We start from the raw sequence: 18,818 nt of genomic DNA on the forward strand, positions 1-18,818 counted from the left end.
GCTGAAAGCCAAGCCCCGCTCTCTTTGCCGAGATGCGGGGCTTTTTTACGGCTATCGTTGGTGAATCCACTGATGAGGAGGCAAACGGACATGCGTCACCCTTCGGTCATCCACACGCCGAAACTGAGCGACTACCCGGAACTGACCCGGGTCTGGGAGGCTTCGGTACGCGCCACCCATGACTTTCTGCCGGACAGCTACATCCTGCTGCTCAAGGATCTGGTGCTGACCCGCTACCTGGATGCCGTGATGCTGATCTGCACCAAGGACCACCGCCAGCGCATCACCGGCTTCGCGGGCGTGGCGGCGGGCAAGGTGGAAATGCTGTTCATCGATCCGGACCATCGCGGGCAAGGCCTGGGCAAGCAATTGCTGCGCTACGCGCTGGAGCGCCTGAACGCCGACGAACTGGACGTCAACGAACAGAATCCCCAGGCCTTGGGCTTCTACTTCAAGCAAGGCTTCGAGGTGATCGGCCGTTCGGAAGTCGACGGCATGGGCCAGCCCTACCCGTTGCTGCACATGCGGCTGCGCCAGAACCGCCAGCGTTCGAGCACAGGCTGAACGACACAGGAGGCGACTGCCTTGCCCAGGCTATGCGGCGCCCACCGTTTGGCCGCACCACAGAACCCGTGCGGGAGCAGGCTCGCTCCCGCGTCAAATCCGCACAGGGAACGCAGCGAACCGAAATGGATCCGGGCCTTGGCGCCCCCATGGAGGTACAATGCCGACCCCATTTTTATTGCGACCCTGCCATGACTGACCCGATCCGCCTTTCCAAACGCCTCATCGAACTGGTCGGCTGCTCCCGCCGTGAGGCCGAACTGTTCATCGAGGGCGGCTGGGTCACCGTGGACGGCGAAGTCGTCGACGAACCGCAGTTCAAGGTCGGCGACCAGAAAGTCGAGCTCGACAAGGACGCCAAGGCCACCGCGCCGGAGCCGGTGACCCTGCTGCTCAACATGCCGGCCGGCATGGACACCGAGACCGCCATGCGCTCGCTCGGCGCCGACACCCTCAGCGAAGAGCACCGCTTCGGCAAACGGCCGCTGCGCGGGCACTTCCTGCGCCTGACCGCCGGCGCCGACCTGCAACCGGGCGCCAGCGGCCTGCTGGTGTTCACCCAGGACTGGAAGGTGCTGCGCAAGCTCACCGCCGACGCCGCGAAGATCGAGCAGGAGTATGTGGTCGAGGTCGAGGGCGAAATGACCGAACACGGCCTGAACCGCATGCAGCACGGCCTGCGCGTCAAGGGCACCGAACTGCCGCCGGTCAAGGCCAGCTGGCAGAGCGAGAACCGCCTGCGCTTCGCCATGAAGAACCCGCAGCCCGGGCTCCTCACCCGGCTGTGCGAAGCGGTCGGGCTGAAGGTGCTGGGCATGCGCCGCATCCGCATCGGCGGCGTGTCCATCGGCAAGGTGCCGGCGGGCCAGTGGCGCTACCTGTCCGGCAAAGAGAAGTTCTGACGCCCGGCCACCTCCCGATACTCCGGCATCGCCTGCGCGGTGCCCACAACGAACCCTCAGGATTGCACACATGATTCACAACGACGTATTGCGCAGCGTGCGCTACATGCTCGACATCAGCGACAAGAAAGTCGTCGAGATCACCCAGATGGGCGGCATGGACGTGGCGCTGAAAGACGTGGTGGCCTACCTCGACAAGAAGGAAGAGGACGAAGAAGGCTTCGTGCGCTGCCCGGACGACGTCATGGCCCACTTCCTCGACGGCCTGGTGATCCTCAAGCGCGGCAAGGACGACAGCCGCCCGCCCCTGCCGGTCGAACTGCCGGTGACCAACAACATCATCCTGAAGAAACTGCGCGTCGCTTTCGAACTGAAGGAAGACGACCTGCACGTCATCCTCAAGTCCGTCGATTTCCCCGTGTCCAAGCCTGAGCTGAGCGCGCTGTTCCGCAAGGTCGGCCACAACAACTACCGCCCGTGCGGCGACCAGTTGCTGCGCAACTTCCTCAAGGGCCTGACCCTGCGCGTGCGCGGCTGAGACATGGCCTACAGCGTCTCCCCCATCGGCTTCGTGCGCTCCTGCTTCAAGGAGAAGTTCGCCATTCCCCGCCAGCCGCAGTTGGCCCCGGCCGCCCGCGGCGTGCTGGAACTGGTGGCGCCGTTCGACCAGGGCGATGCGGTGCAGGGCCTGGAGCAGGTCAGCCACGTGTGGCTTTTGTTCCTGTTCCATCAGGCGCTGGAGGACACGCCACGGCTCAAGGTGCGCCCGCCCCGCCTGGGCGGCAACAAGTCCATGGGGGTGTTCGCCACCCGCGCCACCCACCGGCCCAACGGCATCGGTCAGTCCGTGGTGAAACTGGACAAGGTCGAGGCCGGCAGGCTGTTCATCTCCGGCATCGATCTGCTGGACGGCACGCCGATCCTCGACATCAAGCCTTACGTGCCCTACGCCGACATCGTCCCCGAAGCCTGCAACGGCATCGCCAGCGCCGCGCCGGTGCTGATTGACGTCGAATGGGCGGAGGCGGCGCTGCAACAGGCCCACGGACATGCTCAGCGCCTCGGCGAACCGCTGGTCGAGCTGATCGTGCAATGCCTGGCCCAGGATCCGCGCCCGGCCTACCAGACGCCCCAGCCCGAGCGCGAGTACGGTGCGCAGTTCTGGGACCTGGACGTGCGCTGGCACTACCCGACGCCGAAGCGGATCCGCGTCCTGGAAGTGGTTCCCGCCGGCGCCTGAGGCCCGGAAACGAAAAAGCCCGCGCTGCCGGTGAAGGCAACGCGGGCTTTTTCATGTCTGCGGGAGCGGGCTCGCTCCTGCAGGGGGCAGGCTTACTTCTCGACGAACGCGCGCTCGATCAGGTAGTCGCCAGGCTCGCGCATGCGGGCCGAGATCTTCAGGCCGAAGCTGTCGAGCACTTCGCTGGTCTCGTCGAGCATGCTCGGGCTGCCGCAGATCATGGCGCGGTCGTCCTGCGGGTTGATCGGCGGCAAGCCGATGTCGCTGAACAGTTTGCCGCTGCGCATCAGGTCCGTCAGGCGGCCCTGGTTCTCGAACGGCTCGCGGGTCACGGTCGGGTAGTAGATCAGCTTTTCACGCAGCGCTTCGCCGAAGAACTCGTTCTGCGGCAGGTGCTCGGTGATGAACTCACGGTAGGCGACTTCGTTCACGTAACGCACGCCGTGGACCAGGATCACTTTCTCGAAGCGCTCGTAGGTTTCCGGGTCCTGGATCACGCTCATGAACGGCGCCAGGCCAGTGCCGGTGCTCAGCAGGTACAGGTGCTTGCCCGGGTTCAGGTCGTCCAGCACCAAGGTGCCGGTCGGCTTCTTGCTGATGATGATCTCGTCGCCTTCCTTCAGGTGCTGCAGCTGGGAAGTCAACGGGCCATCCGGCACCTTGATGCTGAAGAACTCCAGATGCTCTTCCCAGTTCGGGCTGGCGATGGAGTAGGCGCGCATAAGCGGGCGGCCGTTGGGCTGTTGCAGGCCGATCATCACGAACTGACCGTTCTCGAAGCGCAGGCCCGGATCGCGGGTGCACTTGAAGCTGAACAGAGTGTCGTTCCAGTGGTGAACACTGAGGACACGCTCGTGGTTCATGTTGCTCATGTACGGGGGACTCCTGGAGATTGATCTGCGCCTTGCTCTGCACTGCTCTCGAAGAGCGCCGACGGTGCGCAATTGCATCGCATTCTAATAGCGCCGACAATATCTGTTAACTGGATTATCAAGATAACGGTTATCGGTTATATCGATATGCGATTTACACTCCGTCAACTGCAAGTCTTCGTCGCCGTGGCCCAGCAGGAAAGCGTTTCCCGGGCTGCCGGGCTGCTCAACCTGTCGCAATCGGCGGCCAGCACCTCGATCACTGAACTGGAGCGTCAGTCCAGCTGCCAGCTGTTCGACCGCGCCGGCAAGCGCCTGAGCCTCAACGCCCTGGGCAAGCAACTGCTGCCGCAGGCAGTGGCGATGCTCGACCAGGCCAAGGAAATCGAGGACCTGCTCAACGGCAAGTCCGGTTTCGGCTCGCTGTCGGTGGGCGCGACGCTCACCATCGGCAATTACCTGGCGACCCTGCTGATCGGCGGCTTCATGCAGCGCCACCCGGAAAGCCAGGTCAAGCTGCATGTGCAGAACACCGCCAACATCGTGCAACAGGTCGCCCACTACGAAATTGATCTGGGTCTAATCGAAGGCGATTGCAGCCACCCGGACATCGAAGTGCAGAGTTGGGTCGAGGATGAGCTGGTGGTGTTCTGCGCGCCGCAGCACCCGCTGGCCAAGCGCGGCAGCGTGACCATGGACGAACTGACCCACGAGGCGTGGATCCTGCGCGAACAAGGCTCCGGCACGCGCCTGACCTTCGATCAGGCCATGCGCCATCACCGCAGCGCGCTGAACATCCGGCTGGAGCTGGAGCACACCGAAGCGATCAAGCGCGCGGTGGAGTCGGGGTTGGGGATCGGCTGCATCTCGCGCCTGGCGCTGCGCGACGCCTTCCGGCGCGGCAGCCTGGTGCCGGTGGAGACGCCGGACCTGGACCTGGCCCGGCAGTTCTACTTCATCTGGCACAAGCAGAAGTACCAGACTTCCGCCATGCGCGAATTCCTCGAACTGTGCCGCGCCTTCACCGCCGGGGTGCAGCGCAGCGACGAGATCGTGCTGCCCAGCATCGCCTAGAGCAGGATCACCGCCCAGACCAGGGCGATCATGCTCAGGGCCACGAACTGCGCGGCGCTGCCCATGTCCTTGGCATTCTTGGACAGCGGGTGCAGTTCCAGGGAGATGCGGTCGATGGCCGCCTCCACCGCCGAGTTCAGCAGCTCGACGATCAGCGCCAGCAGGCATACGGCGATCAGCAGCGCCTGTTCGACCCGGCTGACGTCCAGGAAGAACGACAGCGGAATCAGCACCACATTGAGCAGCACCAGTTGACGGAACGCCGCTTCGCCGTTGAAGGCTGCGCGCAAGCCGTCCAGCGAATAGCCGGAGGCGTTGAGGATGCGTTTGAGGCCCGTCTGGCCCTTGAAAGGTGACATAAAGTAGATAACCGACCAAAAAGAAGTGGGAAAGCTAGATCAACGAAAGTCAAAAAAGCGTGAAGGCGCCAGCCCTCATTGGCTGGGAATTGACTCAAGTTGTTGCAGCAGCAACGCCGCCTGGGTGCGGGTGCGCACGTCCAGCTTGCGGAAGATCGCCGTGACGTGGGCTTTGATGGTCGCCTCCGACACGTTCAGCTCATAGGCGATCTGCTTGTTCAGCAGCCCTTCGCAGACCATGGTCAGCACCCGGAACTGCTGAGGCGTCAGGCTGGCCAGGCCATCGCTGGCGGCCTTGGCTTCCCTGGAGACGCTGACGGCCTCGAACGCCTGGGGCGGCCAGAACACATCGCCGTCCAGCACCTTGCGCACCGCTTCCTGGATCACGTCGAGGTCGCTGGACTTGGGAATGAAGCCGCTGGCGCCGAACTCCCGGGACTTGACCATCACCGAGGCCTCCTCCTGGGCGGACACCATGACCACCGGAATCTGCGGGTACTGTCCACGCAGCAGCACCAGCCCGGAGAATCCGTAGGCGCCCGGCATGTTCAGGTCCAGCAGCACCAGGTCCCAATCGGCCTTTTCGGTCAGGCGAGCCTCCAGTTCGGCGATGCTCGCCACCTCCACCAGCCGCACACCCGGGCCGAGGCCCAGGGTCAGCGCCTGATGCAGCGCGCTGCGAAACAACGGGTGGTCATCGGCAATCAGGATGTCGTATGTGGCCATTTTTCAAATGATCCTGTTCTTGATGGCTGGCCCGATGCATTCGGACCATGCCAAGGCAACTCGCGATAACGCCGCAAAGCGCTATCCACAGGGGCACGTTCAACGCCAATCACGGAAAAAACGGCGTTTCAGACCTTGGCCGCCCCCGAACCGGCGCCAAGCATGCCCAGCGAAGACAGGGTGGTCAAGCGCAACGCCCCCTGCTTTAGCAGTATGGGCCAGTATCAGGCCGGCACCGCTGGCGCGGCGTCAATGAACGGCAGCAGTTCGGCGTGGGCCGGGGTGGACACATTCACCTCCCGCTGCTGCTTGGCGCCCAGGTAATGCTGGCTGAACACGTCGAAATAGGCGTCCAGCGCCGAAGCGGCGTCCGAATCGCCCGCCAGTTCCAGGCACAGCGCCGCGACTTCGGCGGTGCACAGGTGCTCGCTGCGGGTGGAGCGGCGCAGACGGTAGCGCGACAGCCGGTCGGGCAGCAGGCTGAGGATCGGCAACCGGTCGAAGTACGGACTCTTGCGGAAAATCTTGCGGGCCTCGGTCCAGGTCGCGTCCAGCAAGATGAACAGCGGCCGCTTGCCGCCGTCGGGCGTCACGGTGTGGGTCACCCGGGACGGCTCGACGTACTCGCCGGGGAACACCAGGTACGGTTGCCGCTGCGGATCGTTGAGCAGCGCCAGCAGCCGTTCGTCGGTGTCGGTGCGCGACCAGATGAACGCATGGTTGTCGCGCACCACGTCGGCGATCAGCCAACCGGTGTTGCTGGGCTTGAACACTTCCTTGCCGGTCATGATCAGGCAGACCCCGGAACGGGATTCGACCTTGGGGCGCCAGGCGCACAGGCAATGGCTCTGGATCACCCGGCAATCGCGGCAACGGGGGGCGCGCCAGCCACGGGCCTGGATCGGCTTGATGCCTTCGTCTTCGCGCTGGTCGCGCAGGCGGGCCACGGCGTTGGGGGCATGGATCATTGCGGGCGACGCCGGCAGACAGGGGAACTCGACACGAACAGCACTCGGCAAGGCGATAAAAGGCCGGCAGTCTACCAGAGCGGCGGGCGCAAGCCTGTACCCTCCCGACCGGCTCCCCTATAATTCGCCGCCACTGAACGCACAGCCCCGTGGCGGGTCGAACCACCAGTCACTGAACCAGGAGAGTTTCATGCTGCGCCTTACCGTTCCCGTCGCTGCCATTGCGCTGGCGTCTTCCCTCAGCGCCCAGGCCGCCTCCCTGAGTGAGCAGAACCTGAACAGAGAGCTGCGCAACGTCGCCACGCAGAGCAGCGTCGGCACGCCTCGGGCGATCAACGAAGACATTCTCGATCAGGGCTACACCGTCGAGGGCACCACGCTGATCAACCACCTGAGCGTGCAGAAGAGCCACGCCGACCAGATGCGCGCCGACCCCAAGGCCGTGTATTTCCAGCTGGGCGCCTCGGTGTGCAACAACCCGTCCTACCGCAAGCTGATGGCCAAGGGCGCGGTCATGCGCTACGACTTCACCGAAGTGAAGACCAACCGTCCGGTCGGTTCCGCCAGCTACCAAGAGTCGGACTGCCCGAAAGCCGGCCCTGCCAAGAAGAAGTAATCACCTGGAATTGGCGCGCCGCTGCTCATCCTCGGCGCGCAGTTCGGCCAGCAAGGCCTGCAGGTAGCGCGATCGGCGCTCCCCTCCCGCCAGGCGTCGGCAGCACTCCTCCTCGAGACTCACATGATTGGTCTCGGCCGACGCCTTGAGCAACCGATACAGCTGCGTATCGATCTCCAGAATGACTCTGGCCATGTTTCGCCTCCTTGCCACCCGCAAATCCTTGAATTGCCTGCGCCTGCTGTACGGCCTTTGACGCAAAGCTGTCGTACGGCGCCTGTAATCTAGTAAATCAGAGCGCCGCCCGCCCGACAGGGCTTCGGACGAGCGGCGAATGCTCCTGGCAAAGCGACAACCCGCGGTTGCCGGCAAGGTTTCACGGCGCAAAGATGAAGTCGGCGAAATGCCTTGCGACGGTCTAGATTCAAAGTGATCCCGTTCACTTTTCCGTGGCAGGAAGGAGCTGCCCGCCGGACATTGTTTTGCAGCGCGGCACTGACGCCGCTCGTCAGGGCACAAGGGCTCTGTGCAGAAGGAGACGTTGAATGCCTTACCAACCGAATGACCTGCTCAGCCGGCATTTTCAGGAAAGCGGCCACGACCTCGTCGGCAAGGTCGAAGAACAACTCAACCTGGTTTCACCCGACAGCCCCAACCTCCCCATCTACCGCGACATGATCCTGACCGTGCTGCGCATGGCCCAGGACGACCACAACCGCTGGAACGCCAAGATCACCCTGCAGGCCCTGCGCGAACTGGAGCAGGCGTTCCGCACCCTCGAGCAGTTCAAGGGGCGGCGCAAGGTCACGGTGTTCGGCTCGGCCCGCACGCCGGTGGAGCACCCACTGTATGCCCTGGCCCGCGAACTGGGCGCCGGGCTCGCCCGCTCGGGCATGATGGTCATCACCGGCGCCGGCGGCGGGATCATGGCCGCCGCCCATGAAGGCGCCGGCCGCGACCACAGCCTGGGGTTCAACATCACCCTGCCCTTCGAGCAGCATGCCAATCCGACCGTGGGCGGCACCGGCAACCTGCTGCCGTTCCACTTTTTCTTCACCCGCAAGCTGTTCTTCGTCAAGGAAGCCGACGCGCTGGTGCTGTGCCCGGGGGGCTTCGGCACCCTGGACGAAGCGCTCGAAGTGCTGACCCTGATCCAGACCGGCAAAAGCCCCCTGGTGCCGGTAGTGCTGCTGGACGCGCCGGGCGGCACGTTCTGGCAAGGCGCACTGGACTTCATCCGCCAACAACTGGAGGACAACCGCTACATCCTGCCGACCGACCTGAAACTGATGCGCCTGGTGCACAGCGCCGAAGAAGCGGTGGAACAGATCCAGCAGTTCTACGGCAACTTCCACTCCAGCCGCTGGCTCAAGCGCCAGTTCCTGATCCGCATGAACCACAGGCTCAGCGACCAGGCCCTCGCCCACATGCAGGACGCCTTCGCCGACCTGTGCCTGAGCGACGGGTTCCACCAACACACCTACAACAGCGAAGAGCACGACGAGGCCCAGTTCAGCCACCTCGCGCGGCTGACGTTCGCGTTCAACGCCCGGAACCACGGGCGGCTGCGTGAGCTGGTGGACTACATCAACCTGCCGGAAAACTGGGCCCGATCCAGACCGCAAACCCCACAACGCAGCCGGGAGCCCTCGAAGGCAACGTGAGAGCAAAAAAAAACGGCCCGCTATCGAAATAGCGGGCCGTTTTCATTTAGTCGTCCATCCCTCGACCGCTGAACAAGCGGTTGATCATCTCCATCGAGAATCCCCTGTAGGCCAGGAAGCGGCCTTGCCTGGCCCGTTCCTTGGCGTCTACAGGCAGTTGCCCGGAGAACTTGCGTCGCCACGTATCCTCCAGTTGCGCCTGCCAAGGGATGCCGCTTTCGCGCAAGGCGAGATCGATATCGGCACGTTGCAAACCACGTTGGCTCAACTCTTCGCGAATCCGCATCGGGCCGTAGCCGGCGCGGGCGCGGTAGGAGACAAAGCTTTCGAGGTAACGTGCTTCGCTGAGCAGTCCCTCTTCCGTCAAACGGTCGAGGGCGGATTCGATCATTTCATCTGGGGCGCCGCGCTGACGCAGCTTGCGCGTCAGCTCGACCCGACCGTGCTCGCGCCGTGCGAGCAGGTCCATGGCGGTTCGCCGCACCGCGACGAGGGTATCGAGTACGGCGGTCGTCATCGCTGCAATCAGATGTCGGCGTCAGCCATGTCGTCTTCGGTCTCGGTGACCGAAGCACCAGCCTTGGCATCTGCAACGGCCGACGAAGACAGCAGCTTGTCGCGCAGTTGTTTCTCGAGCGCGGCGGCGACGTCCGGGTTGTCCGCCAGGTACTTGGCCGAGTTGGCCTTGCCCTGACCGATCTTGGTGCCGTTGTAGGCATACCAGGCGCCGGACTTCTCGACGAAGCCGTGCAGCACGCCCAGGTCGATCATCTCGCCGTTGAGGTAGATGCCCTTGCCGTAAAGGATCTGGAACTCGGCCTGACGGAACGGCGAAGCGACCTTGTTCTTCACGACCTTGACGCGGGTTTCGCTGCCGACCACTTCGTCGCCTTCCTTCACCGCGCCGGTGCGGCGGATGTCGAGACGGACCGAAGCGTAGAACTTGAGCGCGTTACCGCCGGTGGTGGTTTCCGGGCTGCCGAACATCACGCCGATCTTCATGCGGATCTGGTTGATGAAGATCACCAGGCAGTTGGCGTTCTTGATGTTGCCGGTGATCTTGCGCAGCGCCTGGGACATCAGACGGGCTTGCAGGCCCACGTGCATGTCGCCCATTTCGCCTTCGATTTCAGCCTTCGGCACCAGCGCGGCCACGGAGTCGACGATGATCACGTCAACGGCGTTGGAGCGCACCAGCATGTCGGTGATTTCCAGGGCCTGTTCGCCGGTGTCCGGCTGCGACACCAGCAGGTCGTCGACGTTGACGCCCAGCTTGCCGGCGTACTCGGGATCCAGGGCGTGTTCGGCGTCGACGAAGGCGCAGGTCGCGCCGGCCTTTTGGGCCTGGGCGATCACGGACAGCGTCAAGGTGGTCTTACCGGACGATTCAGGGCCGTAGATCTCGATGATCCGGCCTTTTGGCAGGCCGCCGATGCCCAGTGCGATGTCCAGACCCAGAGAGCCGGTGGAAATGGCCGGGATCGCCTGACGGTCCTGATCGCCCATACGCATTACGGCACCCTTGCCGAATTGACGTTCGATCTGACCCAGGGCCGCAGCCAAGGCTTTCTTCTTGTTGTCGTCCATTAAAGTCCTCACGTAATCAATAAGGCCTGACGGCCAACACCTGTATAAGTAGCCAGTATTATTCCACAGCGTTCGAGGATCGCCTACCCCTGATTTTCGATTTCTCGTGCCGTCAGTCGCAGCAACCCCTCTAGCGCGGCCTTCACCGTTTGTCGGCGGACGTCGTCACGGGTGCCGGGGAAGTGCTGCACCTCGCTGGACACCGCGTCGCCCGCGCCCCAGGCCAGCCACACCGTGCCCACCGGCTTGTTCGGCGAACCGCCGTCCGGCCCGGCCACGCCGCTGACCGCCACGGCGAAGCGCGCCCGGCTGTGGGCCTGGGCGCCGCGCACCATGGCCTCGACCACTTCGCGGCTGACCGCGCCCACGGTCGGGAACAGCTCCGCCGGCACGTCGAGCTGCAAGGTCTTCTGCCGGTTGGAATACGTCACGTAGCCGGCCTCGAACCACGCCGAGCTGCCGGGAATGCGGGTGATCGCCTCGGCGATCCCGCCGCCGGTGCAGGACTCGGCGGTGGTGACGTGGGCATTGAGCAACTGCAGGCGCCGGCCAAGTTCGGCGGCCAGTTGGGTGATTTCTTTCACGGCGCACTCCGGATCGGATGGGATGTGCACCACCGTACACGAGCCCATGGCGCATGCAAGGCGCAGGCTCATTCAAGATGTGAAGGCGCAGGGGCCAGCGCCCGGACATAGGCCTGGCAGGCCTGCAGGGCGATCAGTGCGCGGTCGCCTTCGTCGGTGATGGCGACAATTCGTTGAGCATGCGCCGGGTCAAGTCGGGCGCGTAGGGCTGCATGATCCACGCCGCCGGCGCCGGGGGCGGCGGGCAGGTCGCAGCCACGGGCAACGTCGCCGGCATCGACGAGGACTGACAGGCGCAGATCAGCAGTGGCAAGGCGGTCGCGCAGGCGAGCCTGATCACGTTGGGCATCATTGAGCGCTCGGTAGTGGGTCTGTTCGCTGGCCTGGAGCCGTTGCTCCAGGGCCAGGCGCTGGTCCTGCGCGGCCTGTTGCGCGGCGGCGGCCGTCAGGGTCAGCTGATTGAGGGCCTGGGCATGTTCAAGGGCCTGCTCGGCCAGTTGCCGGCCGTAGCGCCAGTCCTGGAACCGCCAGGCCAGCGCCGCCGCCGCGACGGCCAGCAGCGCGGTGCCGGCCAGCCGCCAGAGGTTCAGGCCGAGACCGGGCATAGCACCGCCCTCGCCCGTCCCCAGAGCTCCAGGCGGTCCTGCAGGCCGTTCAGCCCGCCGTTGATGCGCCGGGTGATGGTGTTGAACTGGTCGCGGTCGGCCAGTTCGTTCAAGCCGTTCTGCGCCCAGAACCACGCGGCGGATTCAGCCGCCCATTGCGGCTGCTCCAGCAGTTCCGGCAAGGCCAGCAGACGTTCGTCGCCGAACAGGCCGAGGCTGCATTGCCGGTAGTTGGCGCGGCCGGTGATCTGGATGAGCCCTCGGCCGCAGTACTTCTGCCCGTCGCCGTCGGCTTCGGGGGTGTTGCCCAACCGGGCCGCGAGGGCGCCGGTGTCGTATTTGCTCAGGTATTGCTGGCTGCCCAGTTCGCGCACGTAGCGCAACTGGCCCGACTCATGGCCGACCTGGGCCAGGAACGCGGCGACGCGCTTGGGCGTGTCGATGCGCTGGCGGGCCATGGCGGCGTTGAGCGCCGGAACGAAAACGCCCGCTTGGGAGCGGGCGTTCGGCATGATGCTGACAAGCTGGTTTTCGGTGATTGGCATGATGTTCGATCCTCCCTGGATGCTGCGATTGAATCACGGTTGGCGGGAGAAACCCGCCAACCAGTTGTTTTCCAGAGTTTTCACGCTTGATCCTTATGAAGGGTTTAAATGATGCGCTTGAAAAAGCCCAGGACGCCGCGCCGCGGTTCCTCTGCGTCGGGATCGTCAAGCCGGGGCAGCACCTGCCCCCCCGCCGCCAGCCACGCCTGATATTCAAGCCAGTCGCGGTTGCCCGGATCCTGCGGAACGTACGCCGCGTCGCTCAGGCGCATCACGCCCTGTGGGGTCAGTCGATAGTCCATCGTTGCTCCTAGATTTCGGCATCGGCCGTCCATTCGATCTGCAGGGTCTGCCCGGGGGCGCTGCCGACGGGCGTGACGGTGGCGAACGAGATCGCACGATCCGTCAGGCCCTGCAGGAACGTTCCGGTGCAGGGCTTGCCGATCGACTGGTTCCAGACCTGAGCGCTGTTGTCGCCCGGGCAGTAGGCCACGACCGTCGGCAGGACGCGCTTCTGCACCAGCATGCCGATCGTCATGCCGTACTGGCCGGTGTTGCCGGCCGGGACTTGAGTGAATGTCGAGATGCAGGTGCCGGAGCCGTTGTTCGCCCGGATCGGCAATCCGCCGGTGAACGAGCGCTCGAAATAGCGTTGGCAGTCGCTCAGTTCCTGCGCTTCGGTGCGGCGTTCGAAAGGCGTCGGCCCCGGCCCCTCCTCCAACTGGATCCGGGCCAGGTCCACGGTCTGCAGCACATTGAGCGCAAGATCGAAGGCCAGCCTCAGGTGATGGTTCGCACCCAGCATCTTTCCGGCGATGCCCGGCACCTGAAACGAAACGCTGTACTGGGCCCAGGCGGTGCCGACCTGAAAGTCGCCGACCGCCCTCTCGACCGTTTCCGAACCGGACGCCCCGAAGTTCTGGAAGATCATGACCCGCAGTTGCCGCGCCGCATCGGACCGGGCCCAGAACGAAACGGTCGCCGTCCTGCCTGCCAGCGTCCTGACCGATTCGACGTTCTGGGAAATCCGGTGCACGGTCGAGCCGGTGCCGGCCGCCGTTTGCTGCCAGCGCAGGAAGGCCTGGGGCTCGCCGGCGACTTCGCCTTGACCGGGAGCGAAGCTTTGCCGGCTGATCGCGACACCGGCATTGCCGTTCCAGTCGCAGCGGAAACGGTCGGCCACGAAGCCGCCGATGTTCGGGGCCTGATTGGCGGTGCCGCGCTGCCAGATATCGAAGCCGCCGTTGATCAGCACGTTCTTGCGGTACACCTGCACCGGGAACTGCTGCAGCGGATCGGGCTTGGCCAGTTGCCGGATGGCCCTGGCCAACTGGTCGGTCTGTTCCTCGTCCGGCGTCAGGCCGGCGGCGGTGATCGCATTGAGGATTTCTTCAGTGACGCTGTTGCCCCAACTGGCCGGAATCAGCGAGCCCGGTGTTCCGGCGATCGCGTCTTCATCGACGAACCGGCCGTTCACCAGCCCTGAACCGGGAATGCGCTTGGGATAATCCATGAGTGGCTCCTGGGTCAGACCGACGATGCCAGCCAGCGCGGCGCCGCAGGACGATGCTCGCTGAACGGAAAGAACGAGCCTTGCGGCCAGTCCCGCAGCGCACGCCGGTAGGTTTGCAGTTCGGTGTATTGCTCGGTGGTCAGGGTGGTGCCGCCACCGTCCTCCAGCTCGTCACGGTCGCGGGCCACCAGGCCGTCGGTGGCGGCCAGTTGCGCATCGCGCCAGCGGCGTTCGGCGTCGGCGGCCTCCTCGGGCGTCGGCGGCGGCGGATCGGTCAGCACCGGAAAGCCGTTGTTGGGATTGACGCCGATGACCTTCGCCACGACCGCCTGCTGCTGCAGCAGGGAAATCCAGTAGTCCTGGGGAATTTCGATGACGTCGCCGGGAATGTCCGACGCGTTGATGCCCGGTACATAGACGCCCCGGGTGCTGGCGCTGAACAAAACAGTGAATGCGTTCATTCAATAGCCCTTCGCAAAGTAGTTCACGCTCCAGCCCTGCTGCACTTGCGCGGCGGCGTTGCGGATTCTCAGCGTGCAGCCCTGCTGGGTGACGCTGCCGCCGACCAGGGCGACCATCGCCGCATCGCCGCCCGAATGGGTGGCCACGAGGGACGAAAACGCCGTCGGGAACGAAATGGGAAAGGTGACGAAAACGTTGCCGTCGGCATTTGACGTGCCGACTCCCCATTGCTCGATGTTGCCGCTGGGATAGCGCTGATACCCGACGTTGCCGTAGACGCCGGAATGGGCCGAGGCGTACCGGTCGCTGACTGAACCGCCGTACAGGCGCCACTGGCCGCTCAGCTTGATGAACTGGGCGCTGTCGCCGATGCCGAGCTTCAGCGCGCCGAAGGTGCCGTTGCAGGTTTCGATGGTTTCGCCGGCGGCGGGATTGACCGTCAGGACGCCGTTGCCGGCGTTGATGACATGCAGGGTGCTGGCATGGGCAAGCCCGGCGATGGACGGCAAGGTCGCCGTGATCGGCGCCGCGCTGGCGAAACTGGCCACGCCGCCCACGCTCGATGCGCTGAGGGCGGTGCTCACCGCATAGGACGAGAAACCGGAAAACTGCAGGCCGCTGCGGGTCACGAACCCGGTGGTCGCGACCGACTGGCCGTTGTCGAACTGCGGCGGGGTGACAAACAGCTTACTGCTGCGCAAGGCCTTGAGCAGTTGGTCATTGGCCGCTTCGCTCGGCGTGATGCCGGCCGTGCGGATGACATTCAACAGCTCCTGGGTGACGCCGTTGCCCCAACTGGCCGGAATCAACGACCCCGGCTTGCCCGAGACCGGATCCTCATCGACGAATCGGCCGTCCACCAGGCCGGCGCTGGGTACATTGTTCGGATAATCCACTGTTCTTCTCCTGAATTGAAATGACAGGCGCCGCGATGGCGTCAAATGCCGTCGGCACCTAGCCAGGGCGGAGCCGCCGGCCGCAGGGTTGCGCCGGAGCCGGGCCAATCGCGCAGGGCCTGGCGGTACTGGAGCAGCGCCAGGTATTGCGGCGCGGCCAGGGTCGGCGCACGGCCGAGCTCCTGCTCGTCGCGGTGGCGCGCCATCAGCCATTGGGTGTCCGTCAGCACGGACTCGCGCCAGGCCTTTTCCTGCGCCCGTGACGGTTCTTGCGCAACGGCCGGTGCTGCAGGCACCGACGCGACCGGCGCGGGCACCGGTTCGACGGCCTGCCGGATATCGCCCACCGGCGCACCGATCTCGACCTCGGCACCCTCAGGCACCCGCACCATCGACTCGACGAAAGACGGGGCATACAGCTGTGTGATCGCGTAGTCCCCGGTATCGATCAGTTCGACGGCAATGCCGTTTTCCACCCGTGCATACAGGGCCATTACGCGTACTCCCAGATTTCACAGAAAGCGTTACCGCCCGCACCGCTCACGAAAGAGGTGGAGGCACTGTTCGAGCAGGCACCGCTGCCGCCCGATCCACGGACGCCGGGCCAACCGTTTCCGTTCACGCCGGTGAACGGGCCGCCGCCGTCGAACGGGCCTGGGCCACCGCCGCCGGAGAGCATTCCCCAATTGTTGTTGAACATCGCAAAGCTCCCGGTGTTGCCGCGGGCATTGGCCAGATTGCCGCCGGTGACGGTCAGGCCGCCCACGCCGCCCTGCACGAACCCGGAAGCCGTCGCTGTCACCGCGACGGTCAGAACCTGCCCGCCCCCGCCGCCTGCCGCACTCATGTAAGCGCCGAAGGAAGCGCCGCCGCCCGCCTGCCCGGCCGCGTTGCGCGCGGCACCTCCCGCGCCCAGCGAAACCGGCACGCCGGCGAGCATCTGCGCTGTGACGTCATAGAAACTCTCGCCGTAGGCGCCCGATCCGCCGCCTCCGCCGATAGCCAGGGAGTTGGCCGGCACCGGCCCGCATCCGCCCCCGGAGCCGCCAGCCCCGATCAATCTCACGCGGATTCGCTTGGCCCTGGGATCAGGCCGGTACACCGTGATCCCGACCGTGTCGAACTGCTTGACCGCCAGTAACCGTCCGGTCGCATCGGTGATGCCGTAGCCACTCAGCGTGGTCGGGGTGTTCCTGAGCTTGTTGAAGTCGACCAGGGCGCCGATGGCCGTCGCCAGCTGGTCGGTCTTGGCCTCATCGGGCGTCAGCCCGGCGGCCTTGATGGCGTTGAGGATCTCTTGTGTCACGCCGTTGCCCCAGGCGGCGGGGATCAACGAACCGGGAGTTCCAGCAACGGGGTTTTCATCGATGAACCCGCCGTTGACCAGGCCGACGCCGGGGATGCTTTTGGGATAGTCCATTGCACAAACTTCGAGTGGGTTTCTACGGGCAGCCGAATGCCGGCGGCACTGAACCGCCCGTAGAGGGATGAGGGAATGTCAGTCAGGCGGAGGGCGGCACCGCGATTCGGCCCGGCGCAACCGGCCAGATGATGTTGCGCGGATAGTCCGCCTGCTGCTCGATCTGCGACAGGTGGATGGCGTAGCGTTTCCAGGCCTGCATCATCGCGACCTGCTCGCTGCCCGCTTCGCCCAGTTCATAGGCGTACTGCAGCGGCGCCACGCGGATGACCGCTTCACGCAGACGGTTGTCCCGATCGGTGTCGGCCTGTGCCGCCAGACCTGCACGCTCGGCCTCTGTATCCAGCACCCAGTCACCTTCCTTCCAGAAGCAATAGGCGTTGGGCCGGGGTTTGACGGTCAAGTGATCGGGCAACGGCCCCAATTGGGTCCAATACAGGGCGTTGCCGTTTTCCTTGAAGTAAACCATTCGGTTGCGCAGATCGATCAGTTGCACCGCTTGCTGATCGCGCCAGACCCAGACATGGCCCGGTTCGGCGGCAGGCAACGCTTCAGGCAACCCGATGGCATTGCCCGGCACCACGACCCCCAAACCCGGATATTCCGGCAGTTCGACGGGCCCGGTCATTTCCTGGGTCTGTTCGTTGACGTAGTAATAAACCATAAGCACCTCAAATGAGCTTAAGACGGCCCGGATAGGCGATGTTCCGGGGCCGGGCCATTCCCCAGTACGGGGAGCCGAAGTTTTCGGCGGACGTCGCGGTGACGTAGTAGGTCAGCCCGGTATAGGGCGTCGGATCCGCTCCGATCGTCGCCAGGTTGCCGATCCCGTGGACCGCCGGGGCGGCACCGTTGTCGCCGGCGATGTTGGTGCCGGTCTGCCAGGAACCGGCCACCCGTGAGGCGTCGATGTTGCGCTGCTCATCCAGCGTCCGGATGAATTCGCCGCGCACTTCCGGCCCCCGGAAGGTCTTGACGCCGTCGCCGCTGCTCCAGCCGCCCGCGCGGTCGACCTCGGCGCGCAGCATCCCGGACTGAACGGCGTGATCCCACAGCCATGGCCATTCGGCGCGCTGGAACTCTCTGCCGTTGAGTGCGCCGTAACCGCCGGGACTGAGTGCGGTCGAACTCTCGTACACGATCCGTCCCAGCGCCGTACCGTCAAACCGCCCTACCGGCCACCAGTTGCCCGAGCCGTCGCTGCGCAGGTGCCACCAGTCGCCCGCCCCCATCAACACGAAAAACGGATAGCCGCCGGCGGACAGGTGAGTGTGAAACCTGATCCGGTCGTTGCCGCCGGCCTGCACGACCAGCCGGTTGGCGCTGTTGTCGGTGCGGCGGACAATCACGTCCCGCACGCCTGACAACGCGTTCACCGCCGGCAGGGTGACAGTCGTGTCCGCAGTGCCGGCGCTGATCAGGACCAGCCCGAGCTCGTCGGCGCCCAGTACCCTCGATCCGGACACCTCGACGACTTTTGATGACATGGGGCTGGCCAGGCTAAGCAGCTTCTTGACGGCCGTCAGCAACTGATCGTTCACCCCTTCGGCCGGCGCGATTCCGGCCGCCTTGATGACGGTCAGCAGCTCTTCGGTCACACCGTTGCCCCACACCGCCGGAATCAACGAGCCCGGCGTGCCTGCCACCGGGTTTTCATCGACGAACCGGCCGTCGACCAGGCCGACGCTGGGGACGCTTTTTGGATAATCCACTGTTTTGATCCTATAGGTAGTCGCTGCTGTTCCAGCGATGGACGAGGCCGCTTCGCAGAAATGCAAAACGCCCGCGCAGGGCGGGCGTCAGGCTCGCGGCGAAACGGATGCCTGTCAGGTTGTGGGTCGGGACAAACGCGCCAGCCACTTGGGCGGTTCAGGACGCGACGCGCCATCGTCGGCGACAGGCCAATCACGCAGCGCCTGGCGATAGGCCTGCAGCTTCGAAAACTGTTTGGCGCTCAGGGTCTGTGGCGCCCCGACGTCCAGTTCGTCGCGGTGGCGGATCACCAACCAGTCGGTCTCGGTGAGCCTCGCCGTACGCCATCGACGCTCCGCATCCGGGCGGGTGTCCCGGGCCGGCGCGGACGCCGGTGGCGCACTGAAGGTGTCGTCGGCGAAGCCCCAGCCGACCGACACCGGCAAGCCCTCGGGCAGCGCGACGCCGCCCTCTACATCGCCGCTGGCCAAGGCAGTCACCACGCCGTTTTCGATCATGGCTTTCATAT

Annotated in this window: 26 protein-coding genes; 7 read left to right on the forward strand and 19 right to left on the reverse strand. The window is 64.9% G+C overall.

Going from position 1 to position 18,818, the window contains the following annotated elements; all coding sequences use genetic code 11:
• Positions 1 to 90 precede the first annotated feature (90 nt).
• The 4 genes from KVG96_RS18610 to tsaA all read left to right on the forward strand — a co-directional run bounded on the left by KVG96_RS18610 (position 91) and on the right by tsaA (position 2,706).
• A complete protein-coding gene (locus tag KVG96_RS18610; RefSeq protein WP_217893390.1) occupies positions 91 to 564 on the forward strand; it encodes a GNAT family N-acetyltransferase in 474 nt (157 codons plus the stop codon).
• Between the two features lie 191 nt (positions 565 to 755).
• Positions 756 to 1,466, forward strand: a complete 711-nt coding sequence (locus tag KVG96_RS18615; protein ID WP_217893391.1) for an rRNA pseudouridine synthase — start codon at positions 756 to 758, stop codon at positions 1,464 to 1,466.
• 70 nt (positions 1,467 to 1,536) lie between these two features.
• Entirely contained in the window at positions 1,537 to 2,004 is a 468-nt protein-coding gene (locus KVG96_RS18620; RefSeq protein WP_217893392.1) for a YehS family protein, read from the forward strand.
• A 3-nt stretch (positions 2,005 to 2,007) separates the two neighbouring features.
• On the forward strand, positions 2,008 to 2,706 hold the full coding sequence (gene tsaA / locus KVG96_RS18625; RefSeq protein WP_217893393.1) for a tRNA (N6-threonylcarbamoyladenosine(37)-N6)-methyltransferase TrmO: 699 nt from the start codon (positions 2,008 to 2,010) through the stop codon (positions 2,704 to 2,706).
• Between the two features lie 92 nt (positions 2,707 to 2,798).
• Here the strand turns inward: tsaA and fpr are convergent, their stop codons facing one another.
• Positions 2,799 to 3,578, reverse strand: a complete 780-nt coding sequence (gene fpr, locus KVG96_RS18630) for a ferredoxin-NADP reductase (RefSeq protein ID WP_217893394.1) — start codon at positions 3,576 to 3,578, stop codon at positions 2,799 to 2,801.
• A gap of 147 nt (positions 3,579 to 3,725) precedes the next feature.
• Here fpr and KVG96_RS18635 point away from each other — a divergent pair, with 147 nt between their 5' ends.
• On the forward strand, positions 3,726 to 4,652 hold the full coding sequence (locus KVG96_RS18635) for a LysR family transcriptional regulator (protein WP_217893395.1): 927 nt from the start codon (positions 3,726 to 3,728) through the stop codon (positions 4,650 to 4,652).
• Here the strand turns inward: KVG96_RS18635 and KVG96_RS18640 are convergent.
• The 3 genes from KVG96_RS18640 to KVG96_RS18650 form a co-directional block, all read right to left on the reverse strand.
• Positions 4,649 to 5,011, reverse strand: a complete 363-nt coding sequence (locus KVG96_RS18640) for a diacylglycerol kinase (protein WP_085581538.1) — start codon at positions 5,009 to 5,011, stop codon at positions 4,649 to 4,651. The genes KVG96_RS18635 and KVG96_RS18640 overlap by 4 nt on opposite strands.
• Before the next feature lie 75 nt (positions 5,012 to 5,086).
• Positions 5,087 to 5,737 carry a response regulator transcription factor ErdR gene (gene erdR / locus KVG96_RS18645; protein WP_217893396.1) on the reverse strand — a complete coding sequence of 217 codons (651 nt, stop codon included), beginning with the start codon at positions 5,735 to 5,737 and terminating at the stop codon, positions 5,087 to 5,089.
• 224 nt (positions 5,738 to 5,961) lie between these two features.
• Positions 5,962 to 6,705, reverse strand: a complete 744-nt coding sequence (locus tag KVG96_RS18650; protein ID WP_217893397.1) for a tRNA-uridine aminocarboxypropyltransferase — start codon at positions 6,703 to 6,705, stop codon at positions 5,962 to 5,964.
• 190 nt (positions 6,706 to 6,895) lie between these two features.
• Between KVG96_RS18650 and KVG96_RS18655 the strand changes: the two genes are divergently transcribed.
• Positions 6,896 to 7,321, forward strand: a complete 426-nt coding sequence (locus KVG96_RS18655) for a PA3611 family quorum-sensing-regulated virulence factor (RefSeq protein ID WP_217893398.1) — start codon at positions 6,896 to 6,898, stop codon at positions 7,319 to 7,321.
• On the opposite strand, the gene KVG96_RS18660 is transcribed toward KVG96_RS18655, so the two are convergent.
• Positions 7,322 to 7,516: a hypothetical protein gene (locus KVG96_RS18660; RefSeq protein ID WP_085581529.1), complete on the reverse strand. Its 195-nt coding sequence runs from the start codon at positions 7,514 to 7,516 to the stop codon at positions 7,322 to 7,324.
• Between the two features lie 350 nt (positions 7,517 to 7,866).
• Here KVG96_RS18660 and KVG96_RS18665 point away from each other — a divergent pair, with 350 nt between their 5' ends.
• Entirely contained in the window at positions 7,867 to 8,985 is a 1,119-nt protein-coding gene (locus tag KVG96_RS18665; RefSeq protein WP_217893399.1) for an LOG family protein, read from the forward strand.
• Between the two features lie 46 nt (positions 8,986 to 9,031).
• On the opposite strand, the gene recX is transcribed toward KVG96_RS18665, so the two are convergent.
• The 14 genes from recX to KVG96_RS18735 all read right to left on the reverse strand — a co-directional run bounded on the left by recX (position 9,032) and on the right by KVG96_RS18735 (position 18,816).
• Positions 9,032 to 9,502, reverse strand: a complete 471-nt coding sequence (recX, locus tag KVG96_RS18670; RefSeq protein ID WP_217893400.1) for a recombination regulator RecX — start codon at positions 9,500 to 9,502, stop codon at positions 9,032 to 9,034.
• Positions 9,503 to 9,510: 8 nt separating this feature from the next.
• Complete coding sequence (recA, locus tag KVG96_RS18675) at positions 9,511 to 10,572, reverse strand: recombinase RecA (protein ID WP_085581524.1); 1,062 nt, start codon at positions 10,570 to 10,572, stop codon at positions 9,511 to 9,513.
• An 83-nt stretch (positions 10,573 to 10,655) separates the two neighbouring features.
• Positions 10,656 to 11,156 (reverse strand): CinA family protein, encoded by a 501-nt coding sequence (locus KVG96_RS18680; protein ID WP_496197699.1) that lies wholly within the window; start codon positions 11,154 to 11,156, stop codon positions 10,656 to 10,658.
• 68 nt (positions 11,157 to 11,224) lie between these two features.
• A complete protein-coding gene (locus tag KVG96_RS18685; RefSeq protein ID WP_217893402.1) occupies positions 11,225 to 11,761 on the reverse strand; it encodes a lysis system spanin subunit in 537 nt (178 codons plus the stop codon).
• Positions 11,743 to 12,306: a glycoside hydrolase family 19 protein gene (locus KVG96_RS18690; RefSeq protein ID WP_217893403.1), complete on the reverse strand. Its 564-nt coding sequence runs from the start codon at positions 12,304 to 12,306 to the stop codon at positions 11,743 to 11,745. Before KVG96_RS18690 ends, KVG96_RS18685 begins: the two co-directional genes overlap by 19 nt.
• 104 nt (positions 12,307 to 12,410) lie before the next feature.
• On the reverse strand, positions 12,411 to 12,608 hold the full coding sequence (locus KVG96_RS18695) for a hypothetical protein (RefSeq protein WP_217893404.1): 198 nt from the start codon (positions 12,606 to 12,608) through the stop codon (positions 12,411 to 12,413).
• Between the two features lie 8 nt (positions 12,609 to 12,616).
• The gene (locus tag KVG96_RS18700; protein WP_217893405.1) at positions 12,617 to 13,819 is read right to left on the reverse strand and encodes a carbohydrate binding domain-containing protein; all 1,203 of its coding nucleotides are present in this window, start codon (positions 13,817 to 13,819) and stop codon (positions 12,617 to 12,619) included.
• 14 nt (positions 13,820 to 13,833) lie between these two features.
• Positions 13,834 to 14,280, reverse strand: coding sequence for a phage tail assembly chaperone (locus tag KVG96_RS18705; RefSeq protein ID WP_217893406.1), 447 nt, complete (start codon positions 14,278 to 14,280; stop codon positions 13,834 to 13,836).
• On the reverse strand, positions 14,281 to 15,177 hold the full coding sequence (locus KVG96_RS18710; RefSeq protein WP_217893407.1) for a gp53-like domain-containing protein: 897 nt from the start codon (positions 15,175 to 15,177) through the stop codon (positions 14,281 to 14,283).
• 41 nt (positions 15,178 to 15,218) lie between these two features.
• Positions 15,219 to 15,671, reverse strand: a complete 453-nt coding sequence (locus KVG96_RS18715) for a hypothetical protein (RefSeq protein WP_217893408.1) — start codon at positions 15,669 to 15,671, stop codon at positions 15,219 to 15,221.
• On the reverse strand, positions 15,671 to 16,597 hold the full coding sequence (locus KVG96_RS18720) for a glycine-rich domain-containing protein (protein WP_217893409.1): 927 nt from the start codon (positions 16,595 to 16,597) through the stop codon (positions 15,671 to 15,673). The genes KVG96_RS18715 and KVG96_RS18720 overlap by 1 nt, the downstream gene beginning before the upstream one ends.
• Before the next feature lie 82 nt (positions 16,598 to 16,679).
• On the reverse strand, positions 16,680 to 17,261 hold the full coding sequence (locus KVG96_RS18725) for a tail fiber assembly protein (protein ID WP_217893410.1): 582 nt from the start codon (positions 17,259 to 17,261) through the stop codon (positions 16,680 to 16,682).
• A gap of 7 nt (positions 17,262 to 17,268) precedes the next feature.
• A complete protein-coding gene (locus KVG96_RS18730) occupies positions 17,269 to 18,309 on the reverse strand; it encodes a phage tail protein (RefSeq protein WP_217893411.1) in 1,041 nt (346 codons plus the stop codon).
• 114 nt (positions 18,310 to 18,423) lie between these two features.
• Positions 18,424 to 18,816 (reverse strand): tail fiber assembly protein, encoded by a 393-nt coding sequence (locus KVG96_RS18735; protein ID WP_217893412.1) that lies wholly within the window; start codon positions 18,814 to 18,816, stop codon positions 18,424 to 18,426.
• Between the last annotated feature and the right edge of the window lie 2 nt (positions 18,817 to 18,818).

This window comes from Pseudomonas ekonensis (assembly GCF_019145435.1).
Taxonomy (GTDB): Bacteria; Pseudomonadota; Gammaproteobacteria; order Pseudomonadales; family Pseudomonadaceae; genus Aquipseudomonas; species Aquipseudomonas ekonensis.

Bases quoted from the DNA above. Each gene is read 5' to 3' on its own strand.
- tsaA (WP_217893393.1), top strand. From the start codon at position 2,008: ATGGCCTACAGCGTCTCCCCCATCGGCTTCGTGCGCTCCTGCTTCAAG.
- recA (WP_085581524.1), bottom strand. From the start codon at position 10,572: ATGGACGACAACAAGAAGAAAGCCTTGGCTGCGGCCCTGGGTCAGATC.
- KVG96_RS18655 (WP_217893398.1), top strand. From the start codon at position 6,896: ATGCTGCGCCTTACCGTTCCCGTCGCTGCCATTGCGCTGGCGTCTTCC.
- KVG96_RS18705 (WP_217893406.1), bottom strand. From the start codon at position 14,280: ATGAACGCATTCACTGTTTTGTTCAGCGCCAGCACCCGGGGCGTCTAT.
- KVG96_RS18720 (WP_217893409.1), bottom strand. From the start codon at position 16,597: ATGGACTATCCCAAAAGCATCCCCGGCGTCGGCCTGGTCAACGGCGGG.
- KVG96_RS18695 (WP_217893404.1), bottom strand. From the start codon at position 12,608: ATGGACTATCGACTGACCCCACAGGGCGTGATGCGCCTGAGCGACGCG.
- KVG96_RS18615 (WP_217893391.1), top strand. From the start codon at position 756: ATGACTGACCCGATCCGCCTTTCCAAACGCCTCATCGAACTGGTCGGC.
- KVG96_RS18700 (WP_217893405.1), bottom strand. From the start codon at position 13,819: ATGGATTATCCCAAGCGCATTCCCGGTTCAGGGCTGGTGAACGGCCGG.
- fpr (WP_217893394.1), bottom strand. From the start codon at position 3,578: ATGAGCAACATGAACCACGAGCGTGTCCTCAGTGTTCACCACTGGAAC.
- recX (WP_217893400.1), bottom strand. From the start codon at position 9,502: ATGACGACCGCCGTACTCGATACCCTCGTCGCGGTGCGGCGAACCGCC.
- KVG96_RS18685 (WP_217893402.1), bottom strand. From the start codon at position 11,761: ATGCCCGGTCTCGGCCTGAACCTCTGGCGGCTGGCCGGCACCGCGCTG.
- KVG96_RS18660 (WP_085581529.1), bottom strand. From the start codon at position 7,516: ATGGCCAGAGTCATTCTGGAGATCGATACGCAGCTGTATCGGTTGCTC.
- KVG96_RS18715 (WP_217893408.1), bottom strand. From the start codon at position 15,671: ATGGCCCTGTATGCACGGGTGGAAAACGGCATTGCCGTCGAACTGATC.
- KVG96_RS18610 (WP_217893390.1), top strand. From the start codon at position 91: ATGCGTCACCCTTCGGTCATCCACACGCCGAAACTGAGCGACTACCCG.
- KVG96_RS18665 (WP_217893399.1), top strand. From the start codon at position 7,867: ATGCCTTACCAACCGAATGACCTGCTCAGCCGGCATTTTCAGGAAAGC.
- KVG96_RS18690 (WP_217893403.1), bottom strand. From the start codon at position 12,306: ATGCCAATCACCGAAAACCAGCTTGTCAGCATCATGCCGAACGCCCGC.
- KVG96_RS18735 (WP_217893412.1), bottom strand. From the start codon at position 18,816: ATGAAAGCCATGATCGAAAACGGCGTGGTGACTGCCTTGGCCAGCGGC.
- erdR (WP_217893396.1), bottom strand. From the start codon at position 5,737: ATGGCCACATACGACATCCTGATTGCCGATGACCACCCGTTGTTTCGC.
- KVG96_RS18650 (WP_217893397.1), bottom strand. From the start codon at position 6,705: ATGATCCATGCCCCCAACGCCGTGGCCCGCCTGCGCGACCAGCGCGAA.
- KVG96_RS18725 (WP_217893410.1), bottom strand. From the start codon at position 17,261: ATGGTTTATTACTACGTCAACGAACAGACCCAGGAAATGACCGGGCCC.
- KVG96_RS18635 (WP_217893395.1), top strand. From the start codon at position 3,726: ATGCGATTTACACTCCGTCAACTGCAAGTCTTCGTCGCCGTGGCCCAG.
- KVG96_RS18640 (WP_085581538.1), bottom strand. From the start codon at position 5,011: ATGTCACCTTTCAAGGGCCAGACGGGCCTCAAACGCATCCTCAACGCC.
- KVG96_RS18620 (WP_217893392.1), top strand. From the start codon at position 1,537: ATGATTCACAACGACGTATTGCGCAGCGTGCGCTACATGCTCGACATC.